22 protein-coding genes are annotated in these 25205 nt (G+C 70.7%); 13 read left to right on the top strand and 9 right to left on the bottom strand.

Going from position 1 to position 25205, the window contains the following annotated elements:
- Positions 1–52 precede the first annotated feature (52 nt).
- The 3 genes from HHL28_RS13625 to HHL28_RS13615 form a co-directional block, all read right to left on the bottom strand.
- Positions 53–1507, bottom strand: a complete 1455-nt coding sequence (locus tag HHL28_RS13625; protein WP_083699343.1) for a TrkH family potassium uptake protein — start codon at positions 1505–1507, stop codon at positions 53–55.
- Positions 1508–1821: 314 nt separating this feature from the next.
- The gene (locus HHL28_RS13620) at positions 1822–2085 is read right to left on the bottom strand and encodes a DUF2312 domain-containing protein (protein ID WP_075772422.1); all 264 of its coding nucleotides are present in this window, start codon (positions 2083–2085) and stop codon (positions 1822–1824) included.
- A gap of 124 nt (positions 2086–2209) precedes the next feature.
- Positions 2210–2509 (bottom strand): DUF1244 domain-containing protein, encoded by a 300-nt coding sequence (locus tag HHL28_RS13615; protein WP_075772421.1) that lies wholly within the window; start codon positions 2507–2509, stop codon positions 2210–2212.
- A gap of 283 nt (positions 2510–2792) precedes the next feature.
- Here HHL28_RS13615 and HHL28_RS13610 point away from each other — a divergent pair, with 283 nt between their 5' ends.
- Positions 2793–2969: a hypothetical protein gene (locus HHL28_RS13610; RefSeq protein ID WP_169655282.1), complete on the top strand. Its 177-nt coding sequence runs from the start codon at positions 2793–2795 to the stop codon at positions 2967–2969.
- Between the two features lie 5 nt (positions 2970–2974).
- Here HHL28_RS13610 and HHL28_RS13605 read toward each other — a convergent pair whose 3' ends face one another.
- Positions 2975–3769, bottom strand: coding sequence for an N-formylglutamate amidohydrolase (locus tag HHL28_RS13605; RefSeq protein WP_075772420.1), 795 nt, complete (start codon positions 3767–3769; stop codon positions 2975–2977).
- A 184-nt stretch (positions 3770–3953) separates the two neighbouring features.
- On the opposite strand from HHL28_RS13605, the gene HHL28_RS13600 reads away from it, so the two are divergent.
- From HHL28_RS13600 to HHL28_RS13590, 3 genes are all read left to right on the top strand, one after another.
- Complete coding sequence (locus HHL28_RS13600; protein ID WP_404325768.1) at positions 3954–5174, top strand: glycerate kinase type-2 family protein; 1221 nt, start codon at positions 3954–3956, stop codon at positions 5172–5174.
- 62 nt (positions 5175–5236) lie between these two features.
- The gene (gene pyk / locus HHL28_RS13595) at positions 5237–6676 is read left to right on the top strand and encodes a pyruvate kinase (RefSeq protein WP_075772418.1); all 1440 of its coding nucleotides are present in this window, start codon (positions 5237–5239) and stop codon (positions 6674–6676) included.
- Positions 6677–6789: 113 nt separating this feature from the next.
- Positions 6790–7464, top strand: a complete 675-nt coding sequence (locus HHL28_RS13590) for an MBL fold metallo-hydrolase (RefSeq protein WP_075772417.1) — start codon at positions 6790–6792, stop codon at positions 7462–7464.
- A gap of 291 nt (positions 7465–7755) precedes the next feature.
- Here HHL28_RS13590 and HHL28_RS13585 read toward each other — a convergent pair whose 3' ends face one another.
- Positions 7756–9063 (bottom strand): hemolysin family protein, encoded by a 1308-nt coding sequence (locus HHL28_RS13585; RefSeq protein ID WP_075772416.1) that lies wholly within the window; start codon positions 9061–9063, stop codon positions 7756–7758.
- Positions 9064–9298: 235 nt separating this feature from the next.
- Between HHL28_RS13585 and HHL28_RS13580 the strand changes: the two genes are divergently transcribed.
- On the top strand, positions 9299–10402 hold the full coding sequence (locus tag HHL28_RS13580; protein WP_075772415.1) for an alkene reductase: 1104 nt from the start codon (positions 9299–9301) through the stop codon (positions 10400–10402).
- 185 nt (positions 10403–10587) lie between these two features.
- On the opposite strand, the gene HHL28_RS13575 is transcribed toward HHL28_RS13580, so the two are convergent.
- Positions 10588–13065: a HAMP domain-containing histidine kinase gene (locus HHL28_RS13575; RefSeq protein ID WP_075772414.1), complete on the bottom strand. Its 2478-nt coding sequence runs from the start codon at positions 13063–13065 to the stop codon at positions 10588–10590.
- A 232-nt stretch (positions 13066–13297) separates the two neighbouring features.
- Here HHL28_RS13575 and HHL28_RS13570 point away from each other — a divergent pair, with 232 nt between their 5' ends.
- Positions 13298–14944 (top strand): helicase HerA-like domain-containing protein, encoded by a 1647-nt coding sequence (locus HHL28_RS13570; protein ID WP_404325765.1) that lies wholly within the window; start codon positions 13298–13300, stop codon positions 14942–14944.
- Between the two features lie 48 nt (positions 14945–14992).
- Positions 14993–16066 carry a hypothetical protein gene (locus HHL28_RS13565; RefSeq protein ID WP_083699339.1) on the top strand — a complete coding sequence of 358 codons (1074 nt, stop codon included), beginning with the start codon at positions 14993–14995 and terminating at the stop codon, positions 16064–16066.
- 3 nt (positions 16067–16069) lie between these two features.
- On the opposite strand, the gene HHL28_RS13560 is transcribed toward HHL28_RS13565, so the two are convergent.
- Both HHL28_RS13560 and HHL28_RS13555 read right to left on the bottom strand, forming a co-directional pair.
- The gene (locus HHL28_RS13560) at positions 16070–17317 is read right to left on the bottom strand and encodes a pentapeptide repeat-containing protein (protein WP_075772412.1); all 1248 of its coding nucleotides are present in this window, start codon (positions 17315–17317) and stop codon (positions 16070–16072) included.
- A 3-nt stretch (positions 17318–17320) separates the two neighbouring features.
- Positions 17321–18286 (bottom strand): hypothetical protein, encoded by a 966-nt coding sequence (locus tag HHL28_RS13555; protein WP_404325763.1) that lies wholly within the window; start codon positions 18284–18286, stop codon positions 17321–17323.
- Between the two features lie 242 nt (positions 18287–18528).
- Between HHL28_RS13555 and HHL28_RS13550 the strand changes: the two genes are divergently transcribed.
- Positions 18529–19413: a ribose-phosphate diphosphokinase gene (locus HHL28_RS13550; protein WP_083699337.1), complete on the top strand. Its 885-nt coding sequence runs from the start codon at positions 18529–18531 to the stop codon at positions 19411–19413.
- Positions 19414–19424: 11 nt separating this feature from the next.
- Here the strand turns inward: HHL28_RS13550 and HHL28_RS13545 are convergent, their stop codons facing one another.
- Entirely contained in the window at positions 19425–21086 is a 1662-nt protein-coding gene (locus HHL28_RS13545; protein WP_083699335.1) for a DegQ family serine endoprotease, read from the bottom strand.
- A 118-nt stretch (positions 21087–21204) separates the two neighbouring features.
- On the opposite strand from HHL28_RS13545, the gene HHL28_RS13540 reads away from it, so the two are divergent.
- From HHL28_RS13540 to HHL28_RS13520, 5 genes are all read left to right on the top strand, one after another.
- Positions 21205–21372, top strand: coding sequence for a helix-turn-helix transcriptional regulator (locus tag HHL28_RS13540; RefSeq protein WP_169655280.1), 168 nt, complete (start codon positions 21205–21207; stop codon positions 21370–21372).
- Positions 21373–21440: 68 nt separating this feature from the next.
- Positions 21441–21566 (top strand): type B 50S ribosomal protein L36, encoded by a 126-nt coding sequence (gene ykgO, locus HHL28_RS13535; RefSeq protein WP_029014073.1) that lies wholly within the window; start codon positions 21441–21443, stop codon positions 21564–21566.
- A 334-nt stretch (positions 21567–21900) separates the two neighbouring features.
- Positions 21901–23385, top strand: coding sequence for an FAD-linked oxidase C-terminal domain-containing protein (locus HHL28_RS13530; protein WP_075772410.1), 1485 nt, complete (start codon positions 21901–21903; stop codon positions 23383–23385).
- A 216-nt stretch (positions 23386–23601) separates the two neighbouring features.
- Positions 23602–24798 (top strand): glycolate oxidase subunit GlcE, encoded by a 1197-nt coding sequence (glcE, locus tag HHL28_RS13525; protein ID WP_075772409.1) that lies wholly within the window; start codon positions 23602–23604, stop codon positions 24796–24798.
- The gene (locus HHL28_RS13520) at positions 24795–25199 is read left to right on the top strand and encodes a thiol-disulfide oxidoreductase DCC family protein (RefSeq protein WP_083699333.1); all 405 of its coding nucleotides are present in this window, start codon (positions 24795–24797) and stop codon (positions 25197–25199) included. Before glcE ends, HHL28_RS13520 begins: the two co-directional genes overlap by 4 nt.
- Positions 25200–25205: the final 6 nt, after the last annotated feature.

Here is a 25205-nt window from a genome sequence, read left to right as displayed (position 1 = left end):
TTCTTGGTTCAAACAGATGTTTAAACCGGAGTCGGGGCTTCGTCGAGGGCTGTTAGGTCCGCCAGAAGTTGGGGCTCAGCATGACCAGCACGGTGAACAGCTCCAGCCGGCCCAGCAGCATCCCCAGGGACAGCAGCCACTTGGCCTCGTCCTCCAGGGTGGAATAGTTGCCCACCGGCCCGATCAGGCTGCCCAGCCCCGGGCCCACATTGCCCAGGGCGGAGGCGGCACCGGATATGGCGGTCACGAAGTCCAGCCCCGTCAGCCCCAAGCCGACGGCGATGATCAGGATCAGCGCCATGTAGACGAAGGTGAAGCCCATGACGGACACGATCACCTCCGCGTCCACCGGCTTCCCGTTATAGGCCAGGGGCAGCACCCGGCGGGGGCTGAACAGCTTGTGCACCTGGGTGCGCAGGGCCAGCCACAGGATCTCGAACCGGAACATCTTGATCCCGCCTGACGTGGAGCCGGTGCAGCCGCCCACGAAGGTCAGGATGAAGAACAGCGCCACCGGCCCCGGCCCCCACAGGGTATAATCGGTGCTGGCGAAGCCGGTGGTGGTGATCAGGGACACGCAGTTGAACAGGCTGTGCCGGAACGCCTCCCCGATCCCCATCTGCCCCGACCCCAGCAGGTACAGGGCCAGCACGGCGGACACGACCAGGCAGAAGACGGTGTAGTTCCGCACCTGGCTGTCCCGCCACAGGGCGGTGGTGTCGCCCCGGACCATGCTGATGAAGCGGACGAAGGGCAGGGAGCCCAGATACATGAACAGGATGGTCACCCACTCCACGCCCGGGCTCTTGTAGGCGCCGATGGAGGTGTCCTGGGTGCTGAAGCCGCCGGTGCCCAGCGCCGCCATGGCATGGCAGATGGCGTCGAACACGCCCATGCCCGCCGTGGTCATGCCCAGCACGCAGGCGATGGTCAGGGCCAGATAGACCCAGCCGAAGCCCAACGCCAAGTCCGCCGCCCGCGGCACCACCTTGTCCGACTTGTCGGAGGATTCGGCGCGGAACAGCTGCATCCCGCCGACCCGCAGGAACGGCAGGATCACGATACCCATGCCGACGATCCCGATGCCCCCCAGCCAGACCAGCAAGGCCCGCCACAGCAGGATGCCCGGCGGCAGGTCGGACACGGTGGCATAGACGCTGGCCCCCGTGGTGGTCAGGCCCGACATGGCCTCGAAGAAGCCGTCGGCGAAGCCCAGCTTGCTTTCCGACAGCATGAAGGGCAGGGAGCTGAACAGGCACACCACGATCCAGGCCAGCGTGGTCAGCACGAAGGTCTGGCGCAGGTTCAGGCTGATGCCGCGGGTGCGGTTGGTCAGCATCAGCAGCACGCCGAAGAACAAGGTCAGCGCCGCGGACACGGCGAAGGTCTGCCAGTCCCGGTGGCCGGTGGACAGGTCCACCAGCATGGGCACCAGCATCGCCGTGGCCAGCACCACCAGCAGGCTGCCGATCACATAGAAGATGGGGCGTACGTCCAGGGCGGACATGGCACTCCGGCACAACGGGGAGCCCGGCGAGGCCAGCCGGCACGCCGCGCGGGATCGGTCAGGCCAAGGCCGTCCCGACGTCCTATCCGCTACCGCGGTTGCGCCGACACGGCTTCCTGCCAAAGGGAGGTATATCTTTGCGGATAGGCCTGCAAGCTGAAAGGGGATATCGGGGCGTCATGGCCCCACCGGACACCCCCGCCGGCCCAGGCACGCCGGCATCCCGGGCCCGGTTCCCGGTCATTCGCCCCAATGGGGTGGGGGCGCGCCGGCGACCTTGGGGCCCTTGCCCCCGCCCGGCGCGCCCCGACGGGTCACTCCATGCCCAGGGCGGCCTTGTACAGCTCCAGCAGGGCTTCGCTCTCCTGCCGGTCGTCCTTCTCCATCTTCCGGAGGCGGATGATCTGCCGGATGGTCTTCACGTCGAAGCCGGTGCCCTTGGCCTCGGCGAAGATGTCCTTGATGTCGTCCTGGATGCCCTTCTTCTCCTCCTCCAGGCGCTCGATGCGCTCGATGAAGGAGCGAAGGCGCTCGGCTGCGATGCCGCCGACGTCGGTCGTGGTTGCCGCGTCAGACATGGGGGTGCCTCGTTCGGGTGGTCGTTCGGAAGGGCGCGACCATACCCACGCCGACGGGCCCGCGCAAGGGACGGGGAAGGGGCGGCACGCCCTTGTCCCCGCCCGTCATGCCGGGCCGATGCCCTCAGTGGCTGGCGGCGCTGCTCTTGGCGAAGGCGGCCTGCTGCTCCGGCGTGGCCTCCACCTGGTGCTTTGCCTTCCACTCCTCGTACGGCATGCCATAGACGATCTCCCGCGCCTCGTCATAGCTCATGGCCATGCCCTTTTCCTCTGCCGCGGCCCGGTACCATTTGGACAGGCAGTTGCGGCAGAAGCCGGCCAGGTTCATCAGGTCGATGTTCTGCACGTCCGTCCGGTCCCGCAGGTGCTGGACCAGGCGGCGGAAGGCTGCGGCCTCCAGTTCGGTACGGGTGGCGTCGTCCATGGTGGTGGCTCCTCGGGTGGATGGCTCTGTCTGGCCCAGGAGATGGCACCTCCGGCCCGGCCCTGGCAAGGGGGCGTCGCCATCCCTCCTATCCACAGGGATAGCGCGGCGAATCACCCCTCCTCCCCCTGGGCTTTTCTGGCACACTCGCTTTCGACCTATAACGAAAGCCAAGGGGATGGCGATCCCTTCGCACCTAACGCGGACTGGACCTCCGCGCCAGTCGGATTACCTCATAGGCTTATTACACGCATTCCATACCTGGACATTGAGGAGCCGTGACATGGTCATCGACATGCGGACCCGCCTCCCCTACGGCCACCTCGCCAGCCATGCCGCCACCATGCGCTTCCACGCGGAACAGCTCCGCCGCTGCGCCCAGCAACTCCAGGCCGTGATGGCCGACCTGCAGGCCCTGGATGTCGGCCCCCTGCTGGAGGCGGCCGCCCCGCGGGATTGAGCGGCTCAGTAGACCCTCAGACCATTCAGCCCGTCCCGGGCCAGGATGGGCCGGAACAGCCGGTGCAGCCGGTCGGCCCAGGCGTTGGCGCCGTCTGCGTCCCCGATCAGGTCCTGCCGGATCTCCAGCATGACGGACGGGATGCCCGCCGGCTCGCAATGGGTGTTGATGGTGTGGCCGCAACCGGTGCGGGCGGAGTAGGGCTCGTTGTCCCCCACCACCAAGTCCCCCTCCGCGGCCAGCGACTCCAGCAGGGGCACGGCCAGCCGCGGGTCGCGGTTCCACAGCACCCCCACATGCCAGGGCCGCGCGAAGCCCCGCATCACTGGCGTGAAGCTGTGGACGGAGATCACCGCCGGCACCATGCCCCGGTCCAGGCTCGCCGCCAGCAGGCCCGCCACGGTGTCGTGATAGGGCCGGAACAGGGCCGCCAGCCGCCGCTCCCGCTCCGCCGCCGTCAGGTTCAGGTTGCCGGGCACGATGGTGCCGTCGCTGATCTCCGGCATCAGGGTGGGGTCGTCCGGGCGGCGGTTGCAGTCCACCACCAGCCGGGAATAGCCGGTCAGCACGGCGGGCGCGTCCAGCAGGGCGGCCAGCCGTTCCGTCACCGCCGCGGCCCCGATGTCCCAGCCGATATGGCGGGACAGCTCCGCGTCCGGCAGGCCCAGGTCGGCCAGCGCGTCGGGCACGCGCTTGCTGGCATGGTCGCAGACCAGCAGCACCGGCGCGCGGCCTTGGCTGTTCAGGACGGTGACGGCGGGCGGCTCACCGGGGGTGAGCAGGGGGGCGGGGGCATCCATGGTGGCCCCAAGCTTTAGCCCAGCATGCCGCTGGGGGAAAGGTGGTTCCGGTTCGGAAACCGTTCGGCCCCTTGCGCTTCACGGCTTCCGTCCCGCCGCCGGCTGACGCATGATGCCGGCAACCGCCCGCCGGACGGGTGGATGCTGATGGCGGAGGGTCGTCTTGGGTCTGGAACCGGCAGCCTTGCTGCGTGCCCTGTTCGACGCGGCGGTGGACAGCGTCGCCGCCCACACGGTGGTCCCGCCGGCCCTGCCGCCCCCGCCCGCCGGCCGCACGGTGGTGGTTGGGGCCGGGAAGGCCGCCGCCGCCATGGCCGCGGCGGTGGAGGCGCATTGGCAGGGCCCGCTCTCCGGCCTGGTCGTCACCCGCTACGGCCATGGGGCGCCCACATCCCGGATCGAGGTGGTGGAGGCCGCGCACCCCGTGCCCGACGCCGCCGGCCAGCAGGCGGCGCAACGCATCCTGGAACTGGCGGCGGGTGTGGGGGAGGGGGACCTGCTGCTCTGCCTGATCTCCGGCGGCGGCTCCTCCCTGCTGTCCCTACCGGCGCCGGGGCTGACGCTGGAGGACAAGCGGGCCGTGAACAAGGCCCTGCTGCGCAGCGGGGCGAATATCGGGGAGATGAACACCGTCCGCCGCCATCTGTCCGCCGTGAAGGGCGGGCGGCTGGCCGCCGCCGCGTTCCCCGCCGCCTGCGTGACACTGGGCCTGTCCGACGTGCCGGGGGATGACCCCGCCACCATCGCCAGCGGCCCCACCGTGCCGGACCCCACCAGCTTCGCCGACGCCCGCGCCATCCTGGCCAAGTATGGCATCACCCCACCCCCCGCCGTGGCCGCCCACCTGGAGCGCGCGGCGGAGGAAACGCCGAAGCCCGGCGACCCGCGCCTGGACCGGGCGGAATTCCGCATGGTCGCCACCCCTGCCCGGGCGCTACAGGCCGCGGCGGACCTGGCCCGGCAGCACGGGCTGAACCCCGTCATCCTGGGCGACGACCTGGAGGGGGAGGCGCGGGAGCTGGGTGCCGCCCATGCCGTCCTGGCGCGGCAGCACCCCCCGGGCACCGTGATCCTGTCCGGCGGGGAAACGACGGTGACCGTGCGCGGGCAGGGCCGCGGCGGGCGGAACGTGGAGTACCTGCTGGGCCTCGCGCTGGCCCTGGACGGGGCGCCCAATGTCTGGGCCCTGGCCTGCGACACGGACGGGATCGACGGGACGGAAGACGCGGCCGGGGCGATCCTTACCCCCAATGGCTTGGCAGAGGCCCGCCAATCGGGTAAGAATCCTACCCAAGCCCTGGCGGACAATGACGCCTACACCCTGTTCAAGGCCATTGGGAGCCTTGTCGTGACGGGGCCGACGCGCACCAACGTCAATGACTTTCGCGCGATCCTGATCGTGTAATTCCATTACAGAAGGCCCGGCAGGGCCCGCCGCCCGGGACCCCCAGAAGGACACCGCCATCCATGAAGCGCAAGGCCGCCACCCTTCACCGTGAGCGCTTGACCAAGATCGTGGCCACCCTCGGCCCGGCCTCCTCCAGCCCGGAGATGATCCGGGCCCTGTTCCAGGCTGGGGCGGACGTGTTCCGCCTGAACTTCAGCCATGGCCGCCAAGAGGACCATGCCGAGCGACTGAGGGCCATCCGCGCGGTGGAGGAGGAGTCGGGCCGCCCCGTCTGTGTCATGGCGGACCTGCAGGGCCCCAAGCTGCGCGTCGGGACCTTCGCCAACGGGCCGGTGACCCTGACCCAGGGCCAGAAGTTCCGCCTGGACCTGGACAAGACCCCCGGCGACGCGACCCGCGTGGGCCTGCCCCACCCGGAAATCTTCCGCGCCATTGCCGAAGGCACCATCCTGCTGGTGGATGACGGCAAGGTGCGGCTGCGCGTCCTGCGCCACGGGGAGGACTTCGCCGAGACGGAGGTGGAGGCCGGCACCCGCATCTCCGACCGCAAGGGCGTGAACGTGCCCAACGCGGTGCTGCCACTGTCGCCGCTGACGCCCAAGGACCGGGACGACCTCCGCTATGCCCTGGAGATCGGCGTGGACTGGGTCGCCCTGTCCTTCGTGCAGCGGCCGGAGGACGTGGCGGAGGCGCGGCGCCTGATCGCCGGCCGGGCGGCGCTGCTGTCCAAGCTGGAGAAGCCCAGCGCCATCCAGCACCTGGAAGAGATCGTCGAGCTGTCCGACGGCATCATGGTGGCCCGCGGCGACCTTGGCGTGGAGATGCCGCCGGAAGACGTGCCCTCCCTCCAGAAGCAGATCGTGCGGGAGGCGCGCATCGCCGGGAAGCCGGTGATCGTGGCCACCCAGATGCTGGAAAGCATGATCTCCTCCCCCACGCCCACCCGGGCGGAGGCATCGGACGTGGCCACCGCCGTCTATGACGGGGCGGACGCGGTGATGCTGTCGGCGGAGACGGCCGCCGGCCAGTACCCCATCGAGGCGGTCACCATCATGGACCGCATCGCCAAGCGCGTGGAGCGGGACCCCAACTACAAGAAGATCGTGGACGCCGCCCACCCCGACCTGGAAAGCACCACGGCCGACGCCATCACCGCCGCCGCCCGCCAGGTGGCCCGCACCATCCAGGCGGCCAGCATCGTCACCTACACCACCTCGGGCTCCACCACCCTGCGCGCCGCGCGGGAACGGCCCGACGTGCCCATCATCGGCCTGACCAGCAACCTGAACACGGCCCGCCGGGTGACCCTGTCCTTCGGCGTCCACGCCATCCACACCAGTGACGTGCACACCTTCGCCGAGATGGTGCAGAAGGCCACCCGCCTGGCCCACGACCACGGCTTGGCCCCCGCCGGCAGCCGCATCGTCGTCACCGCCGGCGTCCCCTTCGGCACCCCGGGCAACACCAACATCCTGCGCATCGCGTGGGTGGAGGGGTGAGGAGGCTTGTGGTAGGTCGGATTAGGTGCGATGCACCGTAATCCGACGCCGACGGCGAAAGCCGTCGGATTACGCGGCGGACGCCGCTAATCCGACCTACGGGGGATGACCCGATGACCGCCCAGACCCTCCCGCCGCTGAAGGCGATGATCATCCCGGTCACGCCGTTCCAGCAGAACTGCTCCATCCTGTGGTGCACGGCCACGAACAAGGCCGCGGTGATCGACCCGGGCGGGGAGCCGTCGCAGGTGCAGGCCGCCCTGCGCCAGCACGGGCTGACGGTGGAGCGCATCCTGGTCACCCATGGCCATGTGGACCATGCGGCCGGCGTGGCGGACCTGAAGGCGCAGCTTGGCGTGCCCGTGGAAGGGCCGCACACGGCGGACGGCTTCTGGCTGGAGGATTTGCCGGTCCGCGGCCTGGAATACGGCATGCGCTACGCCAAGACCTTCACCCCCGACCGCTGGCTGGCGGAGGGGGACACGGTGACGGTGGGCAACCTGACCCTGTCGGTGCTGCACTGCCCGGGCCACTCCCCCGGCCATGTGGTATTCTACCACGCCCCCAGCCGCTTCGCCGTGGTGGGCGACGTGATCTTCCAGGGCAGCATCGGCCGCACCGACTTCCCCGGGGGCGACCACGCCACGCTGATCCGCAGCATCCGGGAAAAGCTGTTCCCCCTGGGCGACGACATCACCTTCCTGCCCGGCCACGGCAACCCGTCCACCTTCGGCCAGGAACGCCAGACCAACCCCTTCTGCGGGGACCGGGCGACAATGCGGGGGTGACATCGGGGTGGAGGGGGTGCGGAAGGATTTGGGCACGGATGAAAGGGATGGATGCCGGATGACACGGATTTAGCGGCTTGCCTGCGGAAGGGATGCCAGACGGGATGGGCGCCTGCCTGCGGCGCCTTCCCCTGGAAGCGCCGCAGGCATTGATGGCTTTCCGATAGTCACGTCAGGCGTCACCGCACCCCGGCATCCCTGACCATCCGGACATCATCCGGGTTCATCCGTGCCCAAATCCTTCCGCCACGCCTTCAAGCACGCGACACCCGCCGAACCGGGGGCATCACCTCACGCCCCCATCTCCGCGTCGGGCACGATGCTGACCAGGACCTTGTCGATGCGGCGGCCGTCCATGTCGACGACTTCGAACCGGTAGCCGTCATGCTCCACCACCTCGCCGGCGGTGGGGATGCGGCCGAACTTGAACAGCAGGAAGCCGGCCAGGGTGTGGTAGCCGCTGTCCTCGTCCCGCAGGGACTTCAGGCCCAGATGGGCTTCCACCTCCTCCACCGCCAGCATGCCGTCGATCAGGAAGGACCCGTCGGCCCGGCGGACCAGGTCGCTGTCGGCGTCGTCGCCCGATTCGGGCAGCTCCCCGGCGATGGCCTCCAGCACGTCGGTCAGGGTGACGATGCCTTCCACCGTGCCGTACTCGTCCACCACCACGGCCATCTGCTCGCCCGACTGCTTGAACAGCTCCAGCAGGCGCATGACCTCCGTCCCGTCATGCACCACCAGCGCGTCCTTGATGGCGTGGCGCAGGTCGAAGGGCTGGTCGCCCAGCAGGCTGTTCAGGAGGTCCTTGGTATGGACGATGCCCAGCACGTCATCGAACTCCCCCCGGCAGACGGGCAGGCGGGAATGGCCGCTCTCACGGATGTCCTGCTTGATGGCGGCGGGTTCGTCGTCCACGTCCAGCCACTTCACCTCCAGCCGGGGCGTCATGACCGAGCGGACGGTGCGGTCGGCCAGCCGCATGACGCCCTCGATCATCCGCTTCTCCTCCGGCTCGAACACACCGGACGCGGTGCCCTCCGCGATCATGTTCTTCACCTCTTCCTCGGTGATCACATGCTCGCTCTTCTCCGGCACCCGCAGCAGCCGCAGCATGGCCTCGGTTGAGGCGCCCAGCAGCCAGACGAAGGGGGAGGTGGCCCGGCTCAGCCCGTTCATGATCGGCGCGGCGAAGACGGCGATCCGCTCCGCGCTGTTCAGGGCGATGCGCTTCGGCACCAGCTCGCCCGCGATCAGAGACAGGTAGGTGATGGCGAAGACCACCAGCACCACGGCCACCGTGCGGCCATAGCCCGCCAGCAGGGGGTACGAATCGAGCACCGTGCCCAGCCGGTCCGCCAGGGTGGCGCCGCCCACGGCGCCGTTGATGATGCCGATCAGGGTGATGCCGATCTGGACGGAGGACAGGAACCGCGACGGCTCCTCCTGCAGCACCAGGGCGATCCGGGCGCCGCTGCGCCCCTCCTCGGCCAATTGCTGGAGCCTCAGCTTGCGGGCGGAGACCACCGCAAGCTCCGACATGGCGAAGAAACCGTTCAGCAGGATCAGCAGCAGGACGGCGGCAATTTCTAGATAGACCATCGGTCCGGACAGGTGGCACGGGCCAGGGGTGCGGCCCGCGCCCGCATCTTACGGCATCCCCCTGGAAATGCGAGGGGCACGGGACATGTTTTCCGGAGAAAGCGCACAGGTCCCCCTTTCGGGCGGAGAAGGGTGATGGCGGTCACTTTACTTTACTGACCGGTACATTATATCCCTCCGTGAACCCGGCCGCCCCGGCGGCGGGTCCCCCCTGAACGTCTCCCGGACGACGACCATGAGCAAGACCGACCTTTTCAGCCCCGTGCGGCTGGGCGACATCGACCTCGCCAACCGCGTGGTGATGGCCCCCATGACCCGCAGCCGCGCCGCCGCCGGCCAGGTGCCGAACCCGCTTTCCGTGGACTATTACCGCCAGCGCGCCTCCGCCGGCCTGATCATCACCGAGGGCGCGCAGGTCAGCCAGCAGGGCCAGGGCTACCCGGACACCCCCGGCATCTTCAACGAGGCGCAGGTGGAGGGCTGGAAGGCCGTGGTGGACGCCGTCCACGCCGCGGGCGGCAGGATCGCGCTCCAGCTCTGGCATGTGGGCCGCATCTCCCACCCCGTGTTCCAGCCGGGCGGGGCCCTGCCGGTGGCCCCCAGCGCCATCGCCGCCAAGGGCAGCGTCTATACCCATGAGGGGATGAAGGAATACCCGACCCCCCGCGCCCTGGAGACGGGGGAGATCGCCGGCATCGTCGCCCAGTACGCCCACGGCGCCGCCCAGGCCAAGGCCGCCGGCTTCGACGGGGTGGAGATCCATGGCGCCAACGGCTACCTGATCGACCAGTTCCTGCGCGACGGCACCAACAAGCGCACCGACCAGTACGGTGGAAGCGTGGAGAACCGCGCCCGTTTCCTGCTGGAGGTGACGGCGGCGGTGGTGGACGTGTTCGGCGCGTCCCGCGTGGGCGTGCGCCTCAGCCCCACCAACCCCTTCAACGACATCACCGACAGCGACCCCGCCGCCACCTTCGGCCACGCGGCGGAGCAGCTGAACCGCTTCGGCCTGGCCTTCCTGCATGTGATCGAGCCGGTGGTGCCCGGCCATCCCATGGCGGGCCCGGCCGGGGCACCCGGCGTGGCGGGCCTGCTGCGCCGGGCCTTCACGGGGCCCTACATCCTGAACGGCGGCTATGACCGGGACAGCGCCGTCCAGGCGGTGGAGTCGGGTGCCGCCGACGCGGTGGCCTTCGGCATCCCCTTCATCAGCAACCCCGACCTGGTCCGCCGCCTGCAACTGCGAGCACCCCTGGCCCCGGCCGACCGCGCTACCTTCTACGGCGGCGACGCCAAGGGCTACACCGACTACCCGGCGCTGGACATGGCGGCGGCGTGACCTTCCTGAAGGCGTGAAGGTTTTTCACGGACGTCACGGACAAGGGCACGGACGACACGGACAAGGAACAATGCCTCCGGCGGCACCCGACCCAAGCGGCGCAGCCAATCCTTTCTCGTCCGTGCCTGTCCGTGGCGTGTCCGTGCCGTCCGTGTGAATCCAACCCCGCCGCCGGACTCCCCCCCTCACCCCATCATGTCCGCCAGCTCGTTCCAGACGATGCGGGCGGGGGGCAGGGTCAGGGTGGCGGTGGTGCCCTGGCCGAAGACGCTGTCCAGGGTCAGCTTGCCGCCATGCAGCTCCGCCATGCCCTTGGACAGGGTCAGGCCCAGGCCCGTGCCCGGGTTGTTGCGGGCATAGATGTTGTCCACCTGGTGGAAGGGCACGAACACCTTGGGGATGTCCTCCGGCTTGATGCCGATGCCCGTGTCGGTCACCGCCACGGACAGGCCGCGGGCAGGGTCGATGCTGGTGATGACGGTCACCTTGCCGCCGGTGGCGGTGAACTTGATGGCGTTGGACAGCAGGTTCAGGATGATCTGCTTGAACTTGACGTCGTCCACCAGCACCGGCGGGATGCCCTGGGGCACTTCCACCGACAGGAGCAGCCGCCGCTCCATGGCGCGGGCGCGGACGATGCGCTCGCAGCCATGCAGCAGCTCCGCCACGTCGCAGATGCGCTCCCGCAGCTCCACCCGGCCGGCCTCCATCTTGGACACGTCCAGGATGTCGTTGATCAAGGTCAGCAGGTGCCGGCCGGACATGACGATGTCCTGGGCATAGCCGGAGCTGGCGATGGGGCTGTCGATGCGCTGCAGCTCCGCGTCCAGCACCTCCGCGAAGCCGATGATGGCGTTCAGCGGGGTGCGCAGCTCATGGCTCATGTTGGCCAGGAACTCCGACTTGGTGCGGCTGCCCAGCTCGGCCTCGGCCTTGGCCTGCTCCAGCTGCTCCGCCGCCCGCCGCCCGGCGATGGCCAGGGAGGCCAGGTGGGTGGCGCGGCGGGCCTGGCCCAGCTCCCAGTCCTGGGGCTGGCGCGGTTCCTTAAGATAGATGGCGAAGGCGCCCAGCGCCTCCCCCTCCGGCGTCAGGATGGGCAGGGACCAGCAGGCGCGCAGGCCGTGGGCCAGGGCGGCGTCCTTGTAGCGGGCCCAGCGCCGGTCCGTGGCGATGTCGGCGACGACCACCGGCTCCCGCCGGTAGATGGCCGTGCCGCAGGACCCGGCGTCCGGCCCCACCGCCACCCCCTCGATGGCGTCCAGATATTCCTTGGGCAGGCGCGGGGCGGCGCCGTTGGTGATGCGCAGCCCGTCCGGGGTCACCAGGACGATGGAGCACAGGGCCCCGTCGATCTGCTCCTCGATGCCGCGGCACAGGGCGGCCAGCACGGCCGCTAAGTCGGCGCCGGCGGCCGCCATCTCCAGGATGCCGCGCTCCACCGTCAGCAGCCGCTCGGCCCGGCGGCGTTCGCGGTTGTCCACGGCCAGCTGGTGGGCGGTCTGCTTGAACACGGCCAGGGCCTTGGCCATGGACCCCATCTCGCCCGAGCCGGACTCCTCCGGCACGGTGACCTCCAGGTTGCCGGCGGCCAGCTCCCTCATGGTGTGGGTCAGCTTCTCGATCGGCCGGGTCACCCGGCTGCGCACCAGCCACAGGGCGAAGGCCGCCGTGGCTAGGGACAGCAGCAACTGGCCCACCGCCAGGAACATGGCATTCCGGGTCGCCCCCTCCAGCCGGGTTGCCGCCTCGTCGGCCCGCTGCACGGCGTCGGCCACCAGGTCGGCGATGGCGTTCAGCGCGCCGACGCCCAGCCGCATCAGGTCCGCAGCCCCGTTGCCGCCCAGCGCCTCCGGCCCGCCCTCCAGATACTGCGCGCGCAGGCCCATGAAGCGTTGGAAATAGGCCGACTCCGCCTGGCGCAGCGCCTCGGCCATCACCTCGTCCCGGCTGTTGCCCACCCGGTGCCGCACGGCGTTCCAGGTCGCCTCCACCCGGGCCAGGGAAGCGGCGAAGCGTAGCCGCGCCGCCTCGTCCACCGGGCGCCCCGCCAGGGCGCCGGCATAAAGCCCGACCACGTCGTGCCCCGCCTCCGTCCGCAGGGACACGGCATCCAGGACCAGCATCTCCGCCGTGGCGGTGGCGGCATCGTCGTTGCCGCCGGGCTCGTTGATGGCGGCGGTCAGGGCCAGCAGGGCGCCCACATGCCGGTGGCCCACCTCCACCCACCGGTCCAGCAGGGCCAGCCGGGCGGGCCGGGCCGCCTCCTCCCCGTCCAGCAGGGCGTCCACCTCCGCCCGCAGCGTCATGACCTCGGCCCGGCTGGCGCGGACTTGGGCGATGGCGCCGACCAGCGCCCCATCGGGGGAGGCGGCTTCCAGGGACCGCAGCGCACCGTCCAGGATGGTGTCGGAAGATTGGCGGTGCCGGGCCACCTGCCCGCGGATGCCCTGGTCCCGGCCGGCACGGCCGATGGAGACGGCCACCAGGCCCCGCTCGAAGGAGAAATCCCGGACGCCATCCAGCAGGGCGCGGCTGATGCCCTTCTGCTCCACCCGCACGGTGGCAAGGCGGTATTGCTGCCATTCATGCTGGATGCCCAGCACCGCCCCGGCCAGTTGGACGGCGGCCAAAAGGATCAGGGCGCCGAACAGCGCTGCCCGCATGCAGTCAGTCCCCACACCGCCGGGTCGGTCGGGCCGCGGCCCGTCGTCACGTGACACTCTAGGCCAAGGCGGGTCCTACCGCAAACGGAAGGATAGCAAGGGGTAGGCCGGCTTCCCCGAACGGGCGCGGCGTCGGCCGGCCGGAATGGCTGTACCGTTGACCCCCGGCAGGACCGCCCCCACCCCCCCGAGGGGAACGGGGGCAGCGGGTCCGCGGCGACGGGAGGCTAGCATGGGCGGCGGTCACATCCTGATCGGTCGGGGCACGGGGGGTGGTGCCAAGGAGGCGCGGCTGGACCTGCGCTACGCCAACCGCCACGGCCTGATCGCGGGGGCCACCGGCACGGGCAAGACCGTGACCCTGCAATCCCTGGCCGAGGGGTTCTCCGACGCCGGCGTGCCGGTGTTCCTGGCCGACGTGAAGGGCGACCTGTCCGGCCTCAGCCAGCCCGGCAAACCCCACCCGAAGCTGGAGGCGCGGGCGAAGGAGTTGGGCCTTGCCCTGTCCTACCGCGGGGTGCCGACCCTGTACTGGGACCTGCTGGGCGACCAGGGCCACCCCATCCGCACCACCGTGTCGGAGATGGGGCCCGTGCTGCTGGCCCGGCTGCTGAACCTGAACGACACCCAGGCCGGCGTGCTGACCGTGGCGTTCCGCGCCGCGGACGACAACGGCCTGCTGCTGCTGGACCTGAAGGACCTGCGCGCCCTCCTGGCCTTCGTGGCCGACAATGCGGGGGAGCTGTCCACCCGCTACGGCAACGTAACCAAGGCCTCCGTCGGTGCCATCCAGCGCCAGTTGCTGGAGCTGGAAAGCCAGGGCGGGGACCGTTTCTTCGGCGAGCCGTCGCTGGAGCTGGCGGACATCATGCGCACCACGTCGGACGGGCGGGGCTATGTCTCCGTCCTGGCCGCCGACAAGCTGATGAACAGCGCCCCCAAGCTCTATGCCACGTTCCTTCTCTGGCTGCTGGCGGAGCTGTTCGAGGAACTGCCGGAGATGGGCGACGTGGAGAAGCCGCGCCTGGTCTTCGTCTTCGACGAGGCGCACCTGCTGTTCGACGATGCCCCCGCCGCCCTGGTGGACCAGGTGGAGCGGGTGGTGCGGCTGATCCGGTCCAAGGGGGTGGGCGTCTATTTCGTCACCCAGAACCCGTTGGACCTGCCGGAGACGGTGCTGGGCCAGCTAGGCAACCGGGTGCAGCATGCCCTGCGCGCCTTCACCCCCCGTGACCAGAAGGCGGTGCGGGCGGCGGCGGAGACGTTCCGCCCCAACCCCGCCATCGACACCGGCAAGGCCATCACCGAGCTGGCGGTGGGGGAGGCGCTGGTCTCCACCCTTGACGCCCAGGGCACCCCCACCCCGGTGGAGCGGGTGCTGGTCCGCCCGCCGGAGGCGCGGCTCGGCCCCGCCACGGCGGAGGAACGGGCCGCCATGCTGCGCGCCAGCCCCCTGGCCGGCCGCTACGACCAGGCCATCGACCGGGAATCGGCCCATGAGCTGCTGACCCGCAAGGTCCAGGCACCGCCGCCTTTCCCGGAGCCCCGCGGCGGCGACCCGCTGCCCCCGGCTGGCAGCGACCCGGGCCAGGGGCCGGGCAGCCCCTGGGGTGGGTTGGGCGGTGCTGTCTGGGGGAGCAACCGGCCAAGCCCGCCCGCGGCAAATCAGCCGGGCGCCGGACCGACAGCTTCGGGGAGGCGTTGGCCAAGTCCGTCGCCCGCTCGGTCGGCAGCAGCATGGGCCAGCGCCTGGGCAAGGAGCTGGTGCGCGGCGTGCTGGGGGCCCTGTTCCGGGGACGGTGAGTCACGGCGCTTTCGAATTCGAAAGATCCCTGCGCCCGTGCCGGATTCTTTCGAATTCGCAAGTCCCCTTTCCTGACCCTCTGGACACGCCAAGGCCGGGCCTGCCGTGGTAGTGTCCGCGACCATGTCGATGCCCGAATCCCCCACCGCCGCCCCTTGCGCCCCCTGCGCCCCCGCCGACGCGGACGGGCCCCTGTTCGACGACAAGTCGCGGGACGCGCTGCACATCCTGCCCATGGCCATGCTGCCGGTGTCCACGCCGGGGCTGCGGCGGTCCAAGCTGATCAAGAACGCCCGGCTGGAAACGGTGGTGGAGGTCTTCCACGACCGGCAGACCGGCAGCGGCCAGGTCAGCGCCGAGCACCTGGGCAGCCTGTTCCCCACCCACACCAAGGAACTGCGGGTGGACATGGTGCAGATCGCCAAGCTGACCCGCATCAACAGCTTCGACGTCTACACCCTGCGCAAGGAATTGCGGCGGCTTGGAATCGCCGTGAACAATGCCGACCACCTCAAGCTGTCCGAGGGCAAGCGGGGGGAACTGACGGGCTACATGAAGGACTTCACCCGCCCCCTGCTGCAGCAGGTCTATGGCGGGGAGGAACGGCAGGTCAGCGACGTGTCGGAGATCCTGGCCATGCTGGCCAACCCCGACCGGGAGGAGGCGCTGCGCAACCTGCGGCTCCTGTCGGAAAAGCTGAAGGTGAAGCTCCAGGACATCCCCGACTTCCTGGAGGAATATGGCGACGTCTTCCTGTCGCTAGCCTATTTCCGCAACTGCCTGGACGGGCTGGTGCCAGAGGTGCAGCGGTTCATGAAATGGGCCATGGACGCGAAGGAAAGCGACTTGGTCGCCCGTGACCGGCAGATGGTCAAGATGCTGGCCGACGTGCAGTCCAAGCTCACCTCCATCACCACCTCCATCACCGGGCGGTTCGAGGCCTTCGACCGGCGCAGCAAGGATTTCTGGAACGACATCAGCGCCGACAGCTTCCGCGCCGTCCGCCACGACATCGAAAGCCACCACGTCACCATCGGCGGCGTGCTCTGCGGCCTGGCGGTGAAGATGGCCCTCTGGAAGCAGCGCTTCCCCCAGGGCGGCGGCGGGCCCCAGAAGCGGGTCGAGTTCATCCGCTCCGAGATCCTCCCCGGCCTCGACCACATCGACAGCATCGAGAAGAAGGCGAGCGGGCGGTAGGGGCTATCCCCGCACCCCGTCCAGGCAACAGTCGCTGAAGTCCGCCCCCGACCGGTCCGCCCCCGTCAGGTCGGCACCGGTCAGGTCGGCACCGGCCAGGCTTGCCCCGTGCAGCGCCGCGCCGGCCATCCGGGCGCGTACCAGGGAGCTGCGCACCTGGCAGCCTTTGGCCGTCACCAGCAAGGCCAGGTTGGCGTTTTCCAGGTTGGCATCGATCAGGTTGGCCCGGTCCAGGGTGGCGCCCCGCAAATCGGCGAAGCGCAGGTCGGCGGAGCGGAGGTCAGCCCCCGCCAGCAAGGCGGCCTGCATCTGGGCGCCGCGCAGGTCGGCGCCGCGCAGGGTGGCGTTTGTGGCCTTCACCAGGGTCAGCACCCGGCCCGCCAGGTCGGCCCCGGTCAGGTCCAGGCCGCTGACATCCATCTGCCGGCCCTGCTTGCCCCCGCTGGCGACCCATTTGGCATGCCGGTCCAGCATGGTCGCCAGGGCCGCGCCGGACGGCCCGGCCAAGCCCGGCAGGTCTTCCGGCTCCTCCCCGCCATGGGCCAGGGCCCCGATGCGCGCCATGTCCCCGTCACAGCGGACGGCCACGGCCAGGGCCTCGGGTTCCACCGTGGCGCCGGTCAGGTCGGCGCCGCGCAGATCCGTGCCCTCCAGCGCGGCACCAGTCAGGTCGGCCCCCGCCAGGGTGGCGTCGCGCAGGTCGGCCCACAGCAGCCGCGCCCCGGTCAGGATGGCGCCGGTGAAGTCCGTGCCCCGGGCCACGCTGCCGCTCATCCGCGCCCGGGTCAGGTCCACCCCAGCCATGGTGCTGGCGCTGATGTCCGCGGGCCCGATCTCGAACCCCAGCAGGCGGAAGTCCGTGCGCGCACCGGCTGCCGGCGCGCCGTCGCGCAGGTCACATTCCACCATCCGGGCGCCCTGCAGCGTCGCGCCCTTCAGGCAGGCGGCGCGCAGGTCGGTACGGGTCAGGTGGGCCCCCGTCAGGTCGGCGTCCCGCAGGTCGCAGCCGAACAGGTCGGCATAGTCCAGGGTCGTCCCGGCCAGGGCGGCGCCGCGCAGCACGGCGCCGGATAGGTTGGCGTTGGTCAGGTTCCGGCCGTGGAAGTCCAGGCCGGACAGGTCGAAGAAGGGCAGGTTCAGCCGCGCCCCGCCCGACCGGCCGGACAGATAGGCATGATGCCGGTCGCAGGCGCGGTCCAGTTGGGCCTGGCTCAGGCGCACGCGGGGGCTGGGGGCGCCGTCGCTGCCCATGGCTCACCCGAACAGGGCGTCGATGTCCGCCTGCGACGCGGTCTGCCCCGGCTTCGGTCCCGCGGGCGGCGGGGGAGGGGGCGGCGGAGGCGGGGGTGGCGGCGGGGGAGGGGGCGGGGGTGGGGGAGCCGCCTCGGCCAGGGCGGCGCCCCAATCGTCCATGTCGTCGGCCGGCGGCTCCGGCATCTCCGGCTCGGGCGCCGGGGGCGCGGCGTCCATGGCGTCGAACAGGGCGTCGATGTTTTCCTGGCTGACGCCGTTGTCGCTGGGGCCGTGCAACAGGTGCTTGTCCGGCCGGTGGTCGTCCGGCCGGGTGGCGAACAGCCCGTCGGCCTGCGGCGGCGCCGGGCCGCCGCCCCGCTCCTCCACGCCCCAGATCTCGATCATGGTGTTCACGCGCTGCTCGATGTAGCGCAGGGTGTTGACCACCTTGGTCGTGCGCTGCCCGGTGATGTCCTGGAAGCTGCACGCCGTCATGATCTCGATGGTCTGGGCCTCGATGTCGTTGGTGATGTCGCTGGGCGGCAGCCGGCCCAGCAGGGCCTGGATGCGCTCCGTGGCGTTCAGGATGTCGCTGGTGGCCCGTTCCGTGGCGGTGACGATGGCGTCCAGCTCGTTGGTGGCCGCCATGATGCGGTTGGCGCCCGCGTCCAGGGGGCGGAGCTGGGCGATCTCCTGCCGCGTCTGCTCGATATAGTTGGAAAGCTGCTTCAGCTCCTCCCGCATGATGCGCAGGTGCGGGTTCTGGCCGGCGATGTCGGGCATGGCCGCGACGGCCAGGGGGGCTGCCCCGGCGGACAGCTTGGCCACCTGCTCCGTCAACTGGTTCAGCAATTGGCGCCAGTCGTCCTGGGCGACCAGGCGGGTCTGCCGGTCCCGTTGCCGCAGGAATGCCCGGCCGCGGGCAGAGGCCAGCAGGGCCTCCTCCAGGGCATTGTACTCCCGCTCTGACAGCTCCAACGGTTCCATCAAGCCTCCCCGCACGCCCGACCCGGCCCCCGGTGCGTACACCGACCGCCGCCCCCGGCGTATAGCGCCCGCGAAGGTGTTAACATCCGCCCAAAAGCGCACCCCTTTCGAATAAATCCATTCCAGGATTTACGCCAGTGCCAAACCGGGGCCGGGCGCGCGCTGCATAGGCCGAGGATCGTATTCCCGCCGCGGGGCCACGCGGGGTATACCCGTCAGCCCAGGGGAATTCGGGGTGGGGGATGATGGACAGTCTGCTGGTGGGCTTCCCGGACAGCCGGGCCTTCGCGCAGTCGCTGGCTCAGGCGCTGGGCATGTCCTGGCGGGAGGTGGCGCTCCACCGCTTCCCCGACGGGGAAAGCCTGGTCCGGCTGGAGGCTGCCCCGCGGGAGGCGGTGGTCGTCCGGTCCCTGGACCGGCCCAACGACAAGCTGGTGGAGTTGCATTTCCTCGCCTCTGCCCTGCGGGAGCGGGGGGCGGAACGGCTGACCCTGGTGGCGCCCTACCTCGCCTACATGCGCCAGGACATGGAGTTCAACCCGGGCGAGGTGGTGAGCCAGCGGGTGGTGGGGCAATGGCTGGCCGGCCTGTTCGACCGCATCGTCACGGTGGAGCCCCACCTGCACCGCACCCACGACCTGGCGGAGGTTTTCCCCGGGCGGGAAGCCCATGCCCTGAGCGTGGCCCCCTTGGTGGGCGCCTGGGCGCGGGCACAGGGGGCGGACGGGTCCTGGCTGGTGCTGGGCCCGGATGAGGAGGCGGAGCCCCTGGTGGCCGGCGTCGTCGAGGCCGCGGGCATCGAGGGCCTGTGCGGCCGCAAGGTGCGGCGGGGGGACCGGGACGTGTCCTGCGCCTTGCCGGTCGGCACCGACCTCACGGGCCGGACCGTGCTGCTGGTGGACGACATCATCAGTTCCGGCGGGACCATGCTGGACATCGCCCGCGCGGCCAGGGCCGCCGGCGCCGCCCGCCTGCTGGCCGCCACGGCCCACGCGGTGGGCGGGCCGGACATGGCCGACCGCTTCCGCGCCGCCGGCATCGACACGGTGGTCTCCGCAGACGGCGTCCCGCACCCCACGAATGCCCTTGCCCTGGCGCCCCTGGTCGCCGAGGCGGTCAGGGGCTGAGGGTCACTTTCTTACCCCGCCCCCTGCGGCTTCAGCGGCAGGGGCACGAAGACGGAGCCGTCTTCCGTCCGGCGCAGCACCACCACCGAGTCGCGGCCTTCCTTGCGGGCCTGCTCCACGGCGTTGGCCAGGTCGCGGGGGCTTTTCACCTGGTCGCGGTTGGCGCGGGTGATCACGTCGCCGGGGCGGAAGCCCCGCTCCGCCGCCGCGCTGTTCGGCACCACGTTGGTGACGACCGCGCCCTGCAACGCCTCCTCCAGCCCCAGACGCTGGCGCACGTCCGGGGTGATGGGGGCGAGCGTCAGGCCCAGGGTCCCGTCCTGGGACGGGGCCTGGTCGTTGGCGGCCACCTGCTCCCGCTCCCGCGGCAGCTCCCCCACCTGGGCGGTCACGGTGCGCTCCTGCCCGTCGCGCAGCAGGGACAGGCGGACGGACTGGCCGGGGTCCAGGTCGGCCACCCGGCGGGACAGGTCCCGCGGCCGCTCCACCTTCTGCCCTTCCACCCCGGTGATGATGTCGCCGGTCTGCACCCCGGCCTTCGCCGCCGGGCTGTCCTGGGAGATGCTGCTGACCAGGGCGCCGGTGCGGGGCTGGATGCCCAGGGCGTCGGCGATCTCCGGCGTCACCGGCTGGATGGTCACGCCAAGGTAACCGCGGGTGACATAGCCCTTCTCCCGCAGCTCGGCCACGACGCTGCGCACCATGGTGGCGGGCACGGCGAAGCCGATGCCGATGCTGCCGCCGGTGCGGCTGAAGATGGCGGTGTTCATGCCCACCACCTGGCCCGCCATGTCGATCAGCGGCCCGCCGGAGTTGCCGGAGTTGATGGCCGCGTCGGTCTGCAGGAAGTCGTCATAGTTGCCCGCCCCGATGTCGCGGGCGCGGGCGGAGATGATGCCTGACGTGACGGTGCCGCCCAGGCCGAAGGGGTTGCCGATGGCGATGACCCAGTCACCCACCTCGATCCGGTCGCTGTCGCCGAAGGCCAGGGTCGGCAGCTCGCCGCCATCCTCCACCTTCAGCAGCGCCACGTCCGTGGCGGGGTCGGTGCCCACCAGCTTGGCCTTCAGGGTGCGGTCGTCGTTCAGCGTCACCTCGATCTCCGTGGCGTTCTCCACCACGTGGTTGTTGGTGACGATGTAGCCCGTCTTGTCGATGATGAAGCCGGACCCCAGCGACCGGGTGGGCGTGGGCCGCGCCGGGCCTTGCCCGTTGGGCCCGCCCGGGCCGCCGCGGCCGAAGAAGTCGTTGAAGAAATCCTCCAGCGGGGACCCCGGCGGCAGGTTGAAGGGCGGGGCGCCCGGCTGGCCCTGGCCCGGTCCGCCGGGACCACCCGGCCCCCCGGGTCCCCCCGGCCCTCCCGGGATCCCGGGGATGACCTGACCGCCGGGGCCGGCCGTGGCCTCCCCGGCGGCGGTGATGGTCACCACGGCGGGCAGCTTCGCCTTGGCAAGCGCCGCGAAGCTGGCGGGCGCCGCCTTGGACGGCATGGCGGCGGTGGTGCTGTCCTGGGTGGTGGCCGGCGTGCTGCCCGGGGCCAGCTGGGCCTTGGCCGGCTGGGCGAAGGCGCACAGGGCCGCCAGCGCGCCCGCGGCGGCCAGCGTCACGGGGTAGGGCAGCGGCGTCCGTGCCGCCACGGCGCGGGCACGGGCTCTGGATCGCGCGGAAGCCATGGGCGGCGTCTCCTGTCGGCGTGCGGGGCTCATCCGGCAGTGTCAACGCCGCAAAGGGCGGATCGTCTCGGGGTGCCTCGGCGAATCGGGTCTGTTGGGGGATGGGGCACATCATGGAATGGCACGACCATTTGCCGGGCCGATCCACCCGGGCCATGTCCTGCGGACTGGGTTCCTGGAGCCGCTGGGCCTGTCCGCCTATGCCGTGGCCGAGGCCGTCGACGTGCCCGAAGGCCGCCTGACGGGCTTGGTGGAGTGGCGAAAGAATCCGTCCCGCCTCGGTTGACAGGCGGGGGTGCCGTCTGTATGGTCCGCGCCTCATTCAGGAAGCCTCCAGCGCCGAGCACCCTAACCATGAAGATCGTCAACTCGCTGAAGTCGATGAAGACCCGCCACAAGGCCTGCCGCGTCATCCGCCGCAAGGGCCGGGTCTATGTCATCAACAAGCTGAACCCCCGCTTCAAGGCCCGCCAGGGCTGAAGTCCGACAGGTTCGGCGTGGGGTCTTCAGCACCCCGCGAAACGTAAGCCGCGCCATCCGCCGCAAGGTGGGGCGCGGTTTTCGTTGTTGGGCCTGTGCTTGTCGGAGGCCACCCCGTTGGTTCGACTGCCGCTGCCGCGGGTGGCCTGACAACCGGGAAATCGCCGGTCCGGTCGGGTGATCCTGGGGAAGGCACTCCCACGGGGAAGGTGGCATCCCCCCCTGGTCGCCTGCGGCACCGCTTTTCCACGGGCCGGAACGCGTCTCCATTGAATGACGCCCCCGGGGCGCCCATCATCCATTCCGGACAAGGGATTCGGGGGAGGGACGACCCATGCGCATGCCGGAACCGGACGCGCGGGTGCTGGCGAGCCGGGCGGCCCTGCTGGCCCGGCTGCGGGAGGCCGTGCCTGGCGGCGTGATCGCCGAGGACTCTGCCATGCGGCCGTTCGAGACGGACGGCCTGACCGCCTACCGCCAGATGCCGCTGGTGGTGGTCCTGCCCTCCGACACGCAACAGGTGGCGGCCGTCTGCCGGATCGCCCGGGAGATGGGCGTGAAGGTCGTGCCCCGCGGGGCCGGCACCGGCCTGTCCGGCGGGGCGCTGCCGCTGGCCGACGGCATCCTGCTGGGCCTGTCCAAGCTGAACCGCATCCTCGACATCGACTATGACAACCGGGCCGTCACCGTGCAGCCCGGCGTCACCAACCTGGCCATCAGCCAGGCGGTCGCCTCACGCGGCTTCTACTATGCCCCTGACCCGTCATCGCAGATCGCCTGCACCATCGGCGGCAACGTGGCAGAGAATTCCGGTGGGGTGCACTGCCTGAAGTACGGCGTCACGGCCAACAATATCCTTGGCATCGAGTTCGTCACCATCGATGGGGACATCCTGCGCCTGGGCGGCAAGCACCTGGATTCGGAAGGCTACGACCTGATGGGCGTGCTGACTGGGTCCGAGGGGCTGCTGGGCGTGGTGACGGAGGTGACCGTCCGCATCCTGCAGAAGCCGGAGACGGCCCGCGCGGTCCTGGTCGGTTTCGACAGCAGCGAGAAGGCCGGCGACACGGTGGCCGCCATCATCGCCGCAGGCATCATCCCCGGCGGGATGGAGATGATGGACAAGCCCGCCATCCACGCGGCGGAGGACTTCCTGAACGCCGGCTATCCCCTGGACGTGGAGGCCCTGCTGATCGTGGAGCTGGACGGTCCGGCGGCGGAGGTGGACCATCTGATCGCGGAGGTGGAGCGAATCGCGCTTGCCAACGACGCCGTCTCTTGCCGCGTGTCCCAATCGGAGGAGGAGCGGCTGGCCTTCTGGGCCGGGCGCAAGGCGGCGTTCCCCGCCGTGGGCCGGATCAGCCCGGACTATATGTGCATGGACGGCACCATCCCGCGGAAGGCCCTGCCCATCGTGCTGCGCCGGATGCAGGATTTCGAGAAGGAATACGGCCTGAAGATCGCCAACGTCTTCCACGCCGGCGACGGCAACCTGCACCCGCTGATCCTGTTCGACGCCAACCAGGAAGGCCAGTTGGAGGCGGCGGAAAAGGTCGGGGCCGCCATCCTGAAGCTGTGCGTGGAGGTGGGCGGCGTGCTCACCGGGGAGCACGGGGTGGGCATCGAGAAGCGCGACCTGATGGACGACCAGTTCGGGGAAGCGGACCTGGCCCAGCAGATGCGCCTGAAATGCGCCTTCGACCCGGACCATTTGCTGAACCCCGGCAAGGTCTTCCCCCAGCTCCACCGCTGCGCCGAGCTGGGCAAGATGGTGGTCCACAAGGGCAACCTGCCCTTCCCGGACATCCCGCGGTTCTGACGATGCCAAGAAACGATGTCACCCCGGGCTTGACCCGGGGCCCTCGGGATCGGTCGATGCAGCGCACCGAAAACCAACTTTCGAATTCGAAAGTCGAGATAGCTGGGGACTCTGAAGCCCGCTGCCGCGGCATCGGCACGACGGCTTTCCCAAGGGCCCCGGGTCAAGCCCGGGGTGACTTCAGGTGATTTGCAAGAACAAGAACAGAGAAGCCCCATGACCACCTTCACCCCCGAGACCGACGCCCAGGTGATCGATGCCGTCCGTTGGGCGGTGGCGGAGGGGCAGCCGTTGGAGATCGTCGGCCAGGGGAGCAAGCGGGGCCTGGGCCGGCCGGTGCAGGCCGCCCACACGCTGGACCTGTCCCGCCTGTCCGGGGTGGTGAGCTACGAGCCGGAGGAGCTGGTGCTGGTGGTCCGCCCCGGCACCCCGATGCTGGAGGTGGAGGCGCTGCTGGGCAGCCAGGGCCAGTGCCTGGCCTTCGAGGCGCCGGACTATGCCCCCCTCTGGGGCGGGCAGGCGGGGGAGGGGACCGTCGGTGGGCTGGTGGCCGCCGGCCTGTCGGGCCCGCGTCGGCTGAAGGCGGGGGCGGCGCGGGACCATGTGCTGGGCGTGACCGCCGTGTCCGGCCGGGCGGAGCTGTTCCGCGCCGGCGGCAAGGTGGTGAAGAACGTCACCGGCTATGACCTGCCCAAGCTGCTGACCGGGTCCCACGGCACCCTGGGGGTGATGACGGAGATCGTGCTGAAGGCCCTGCCGGCCCCGCCCCTGACCCGCACCCTGGTGCTGGCGGGGATCGACGCCGCGGCGGGGGTCAAGGCCATGGCCGACGCCATGGGCAGCCCGGCGGAGGTGGCGTCCGCCGCTTGGGTCCCGGCGGAGCTGCCCTTCACCGGCATCCCGCCTCGCACGCCCTCCGTCCTGCTGCGGTTGGAGGGGGTGGACGTCTCCGTCGATGCGCGGCTGGCGGGGCTGACCCGCTTGCTGGAGGGCCGGGCCGCCACGGCGGTGCTGGACAATGACGAGTCCGCCGCCCTGTGGGAGGAGCTGCGCGACGCCACGCCCTTCGCCCAGCGGCCCGACCTGGTCGTCTGGCGCCTGTCGGTGACCCCGGGGGAGGGGGCGGCGGTGCTGGAGAGGGTCCGGCAAGCCATCCCCGGCACGGTGGGTTGGCTGGACTGGGCCGGCGGGCTGGTCTGGCTGGGCATCCCGCCCGGCGACGCCCAGGCGGGGCTGGTGCGCGGCGCCCTCAGCGGCAACGGCCACGCAACCTTGTTTCGCGCCCCCGACCCGGTGCGGGCGGCGGTCCCCGTCTTCCAGCCCCAGCCCAAGCCCCTGGCGGACCTGTCGGCCCGGGTCAAGGCGCAGTTCGACCCGGCGGGCGTGCTGAACCCCGGGCGGATGGGGGGATGACCATGCAGGGTGACCGGCATGATGCCTGCACCACCCTGTACAACGGTGCCTGCCCGGTCTGCCGGCCGGAGGTGGAGCACTATGCCCGGCTGGACGCCAAGGCCGGCAACGGCAACCGCTTCGTGAACCTGTACGAGGCGGACGACCTGCTGGCCCGATACGGGCTGGACAAAGAGGAGGTGAAAAGGCGCCTCCATGTGATCGGGCCCGACGGCCGCCCATATGTCGGGGTGGACGCGTTCCTGCGGATCTGGTCGGCCATCCCGCGCTACCGGTGGCTGGCCCGGCTCGTGGGCGCCCGGCCGGTCAAGCCGGCGGCCCGGTTCGTCTATGACCGGGCCCTGGCGCCCCTGCTCTACGCCCACAACAAGCGGCGCGAACGCCGCGCAGCCCGAGGCTGACGCACC

Source organism: Aerophototrophica crusticola (genome assembly GCF_012913305.1).
Taxonomy (GTDB): domain Bacteria; phylum Pseudomonadota; class Alphaproteobacteria; order Azospirillales; family Azospirillaceae; genus Niveispirillum; species Niveispirillum crusticola.
The sequence above is the reverse complement of the archived record's forward strand: the minus strand, read 5'-3'. Positions and strand labels throughout refer to the sequence as shown.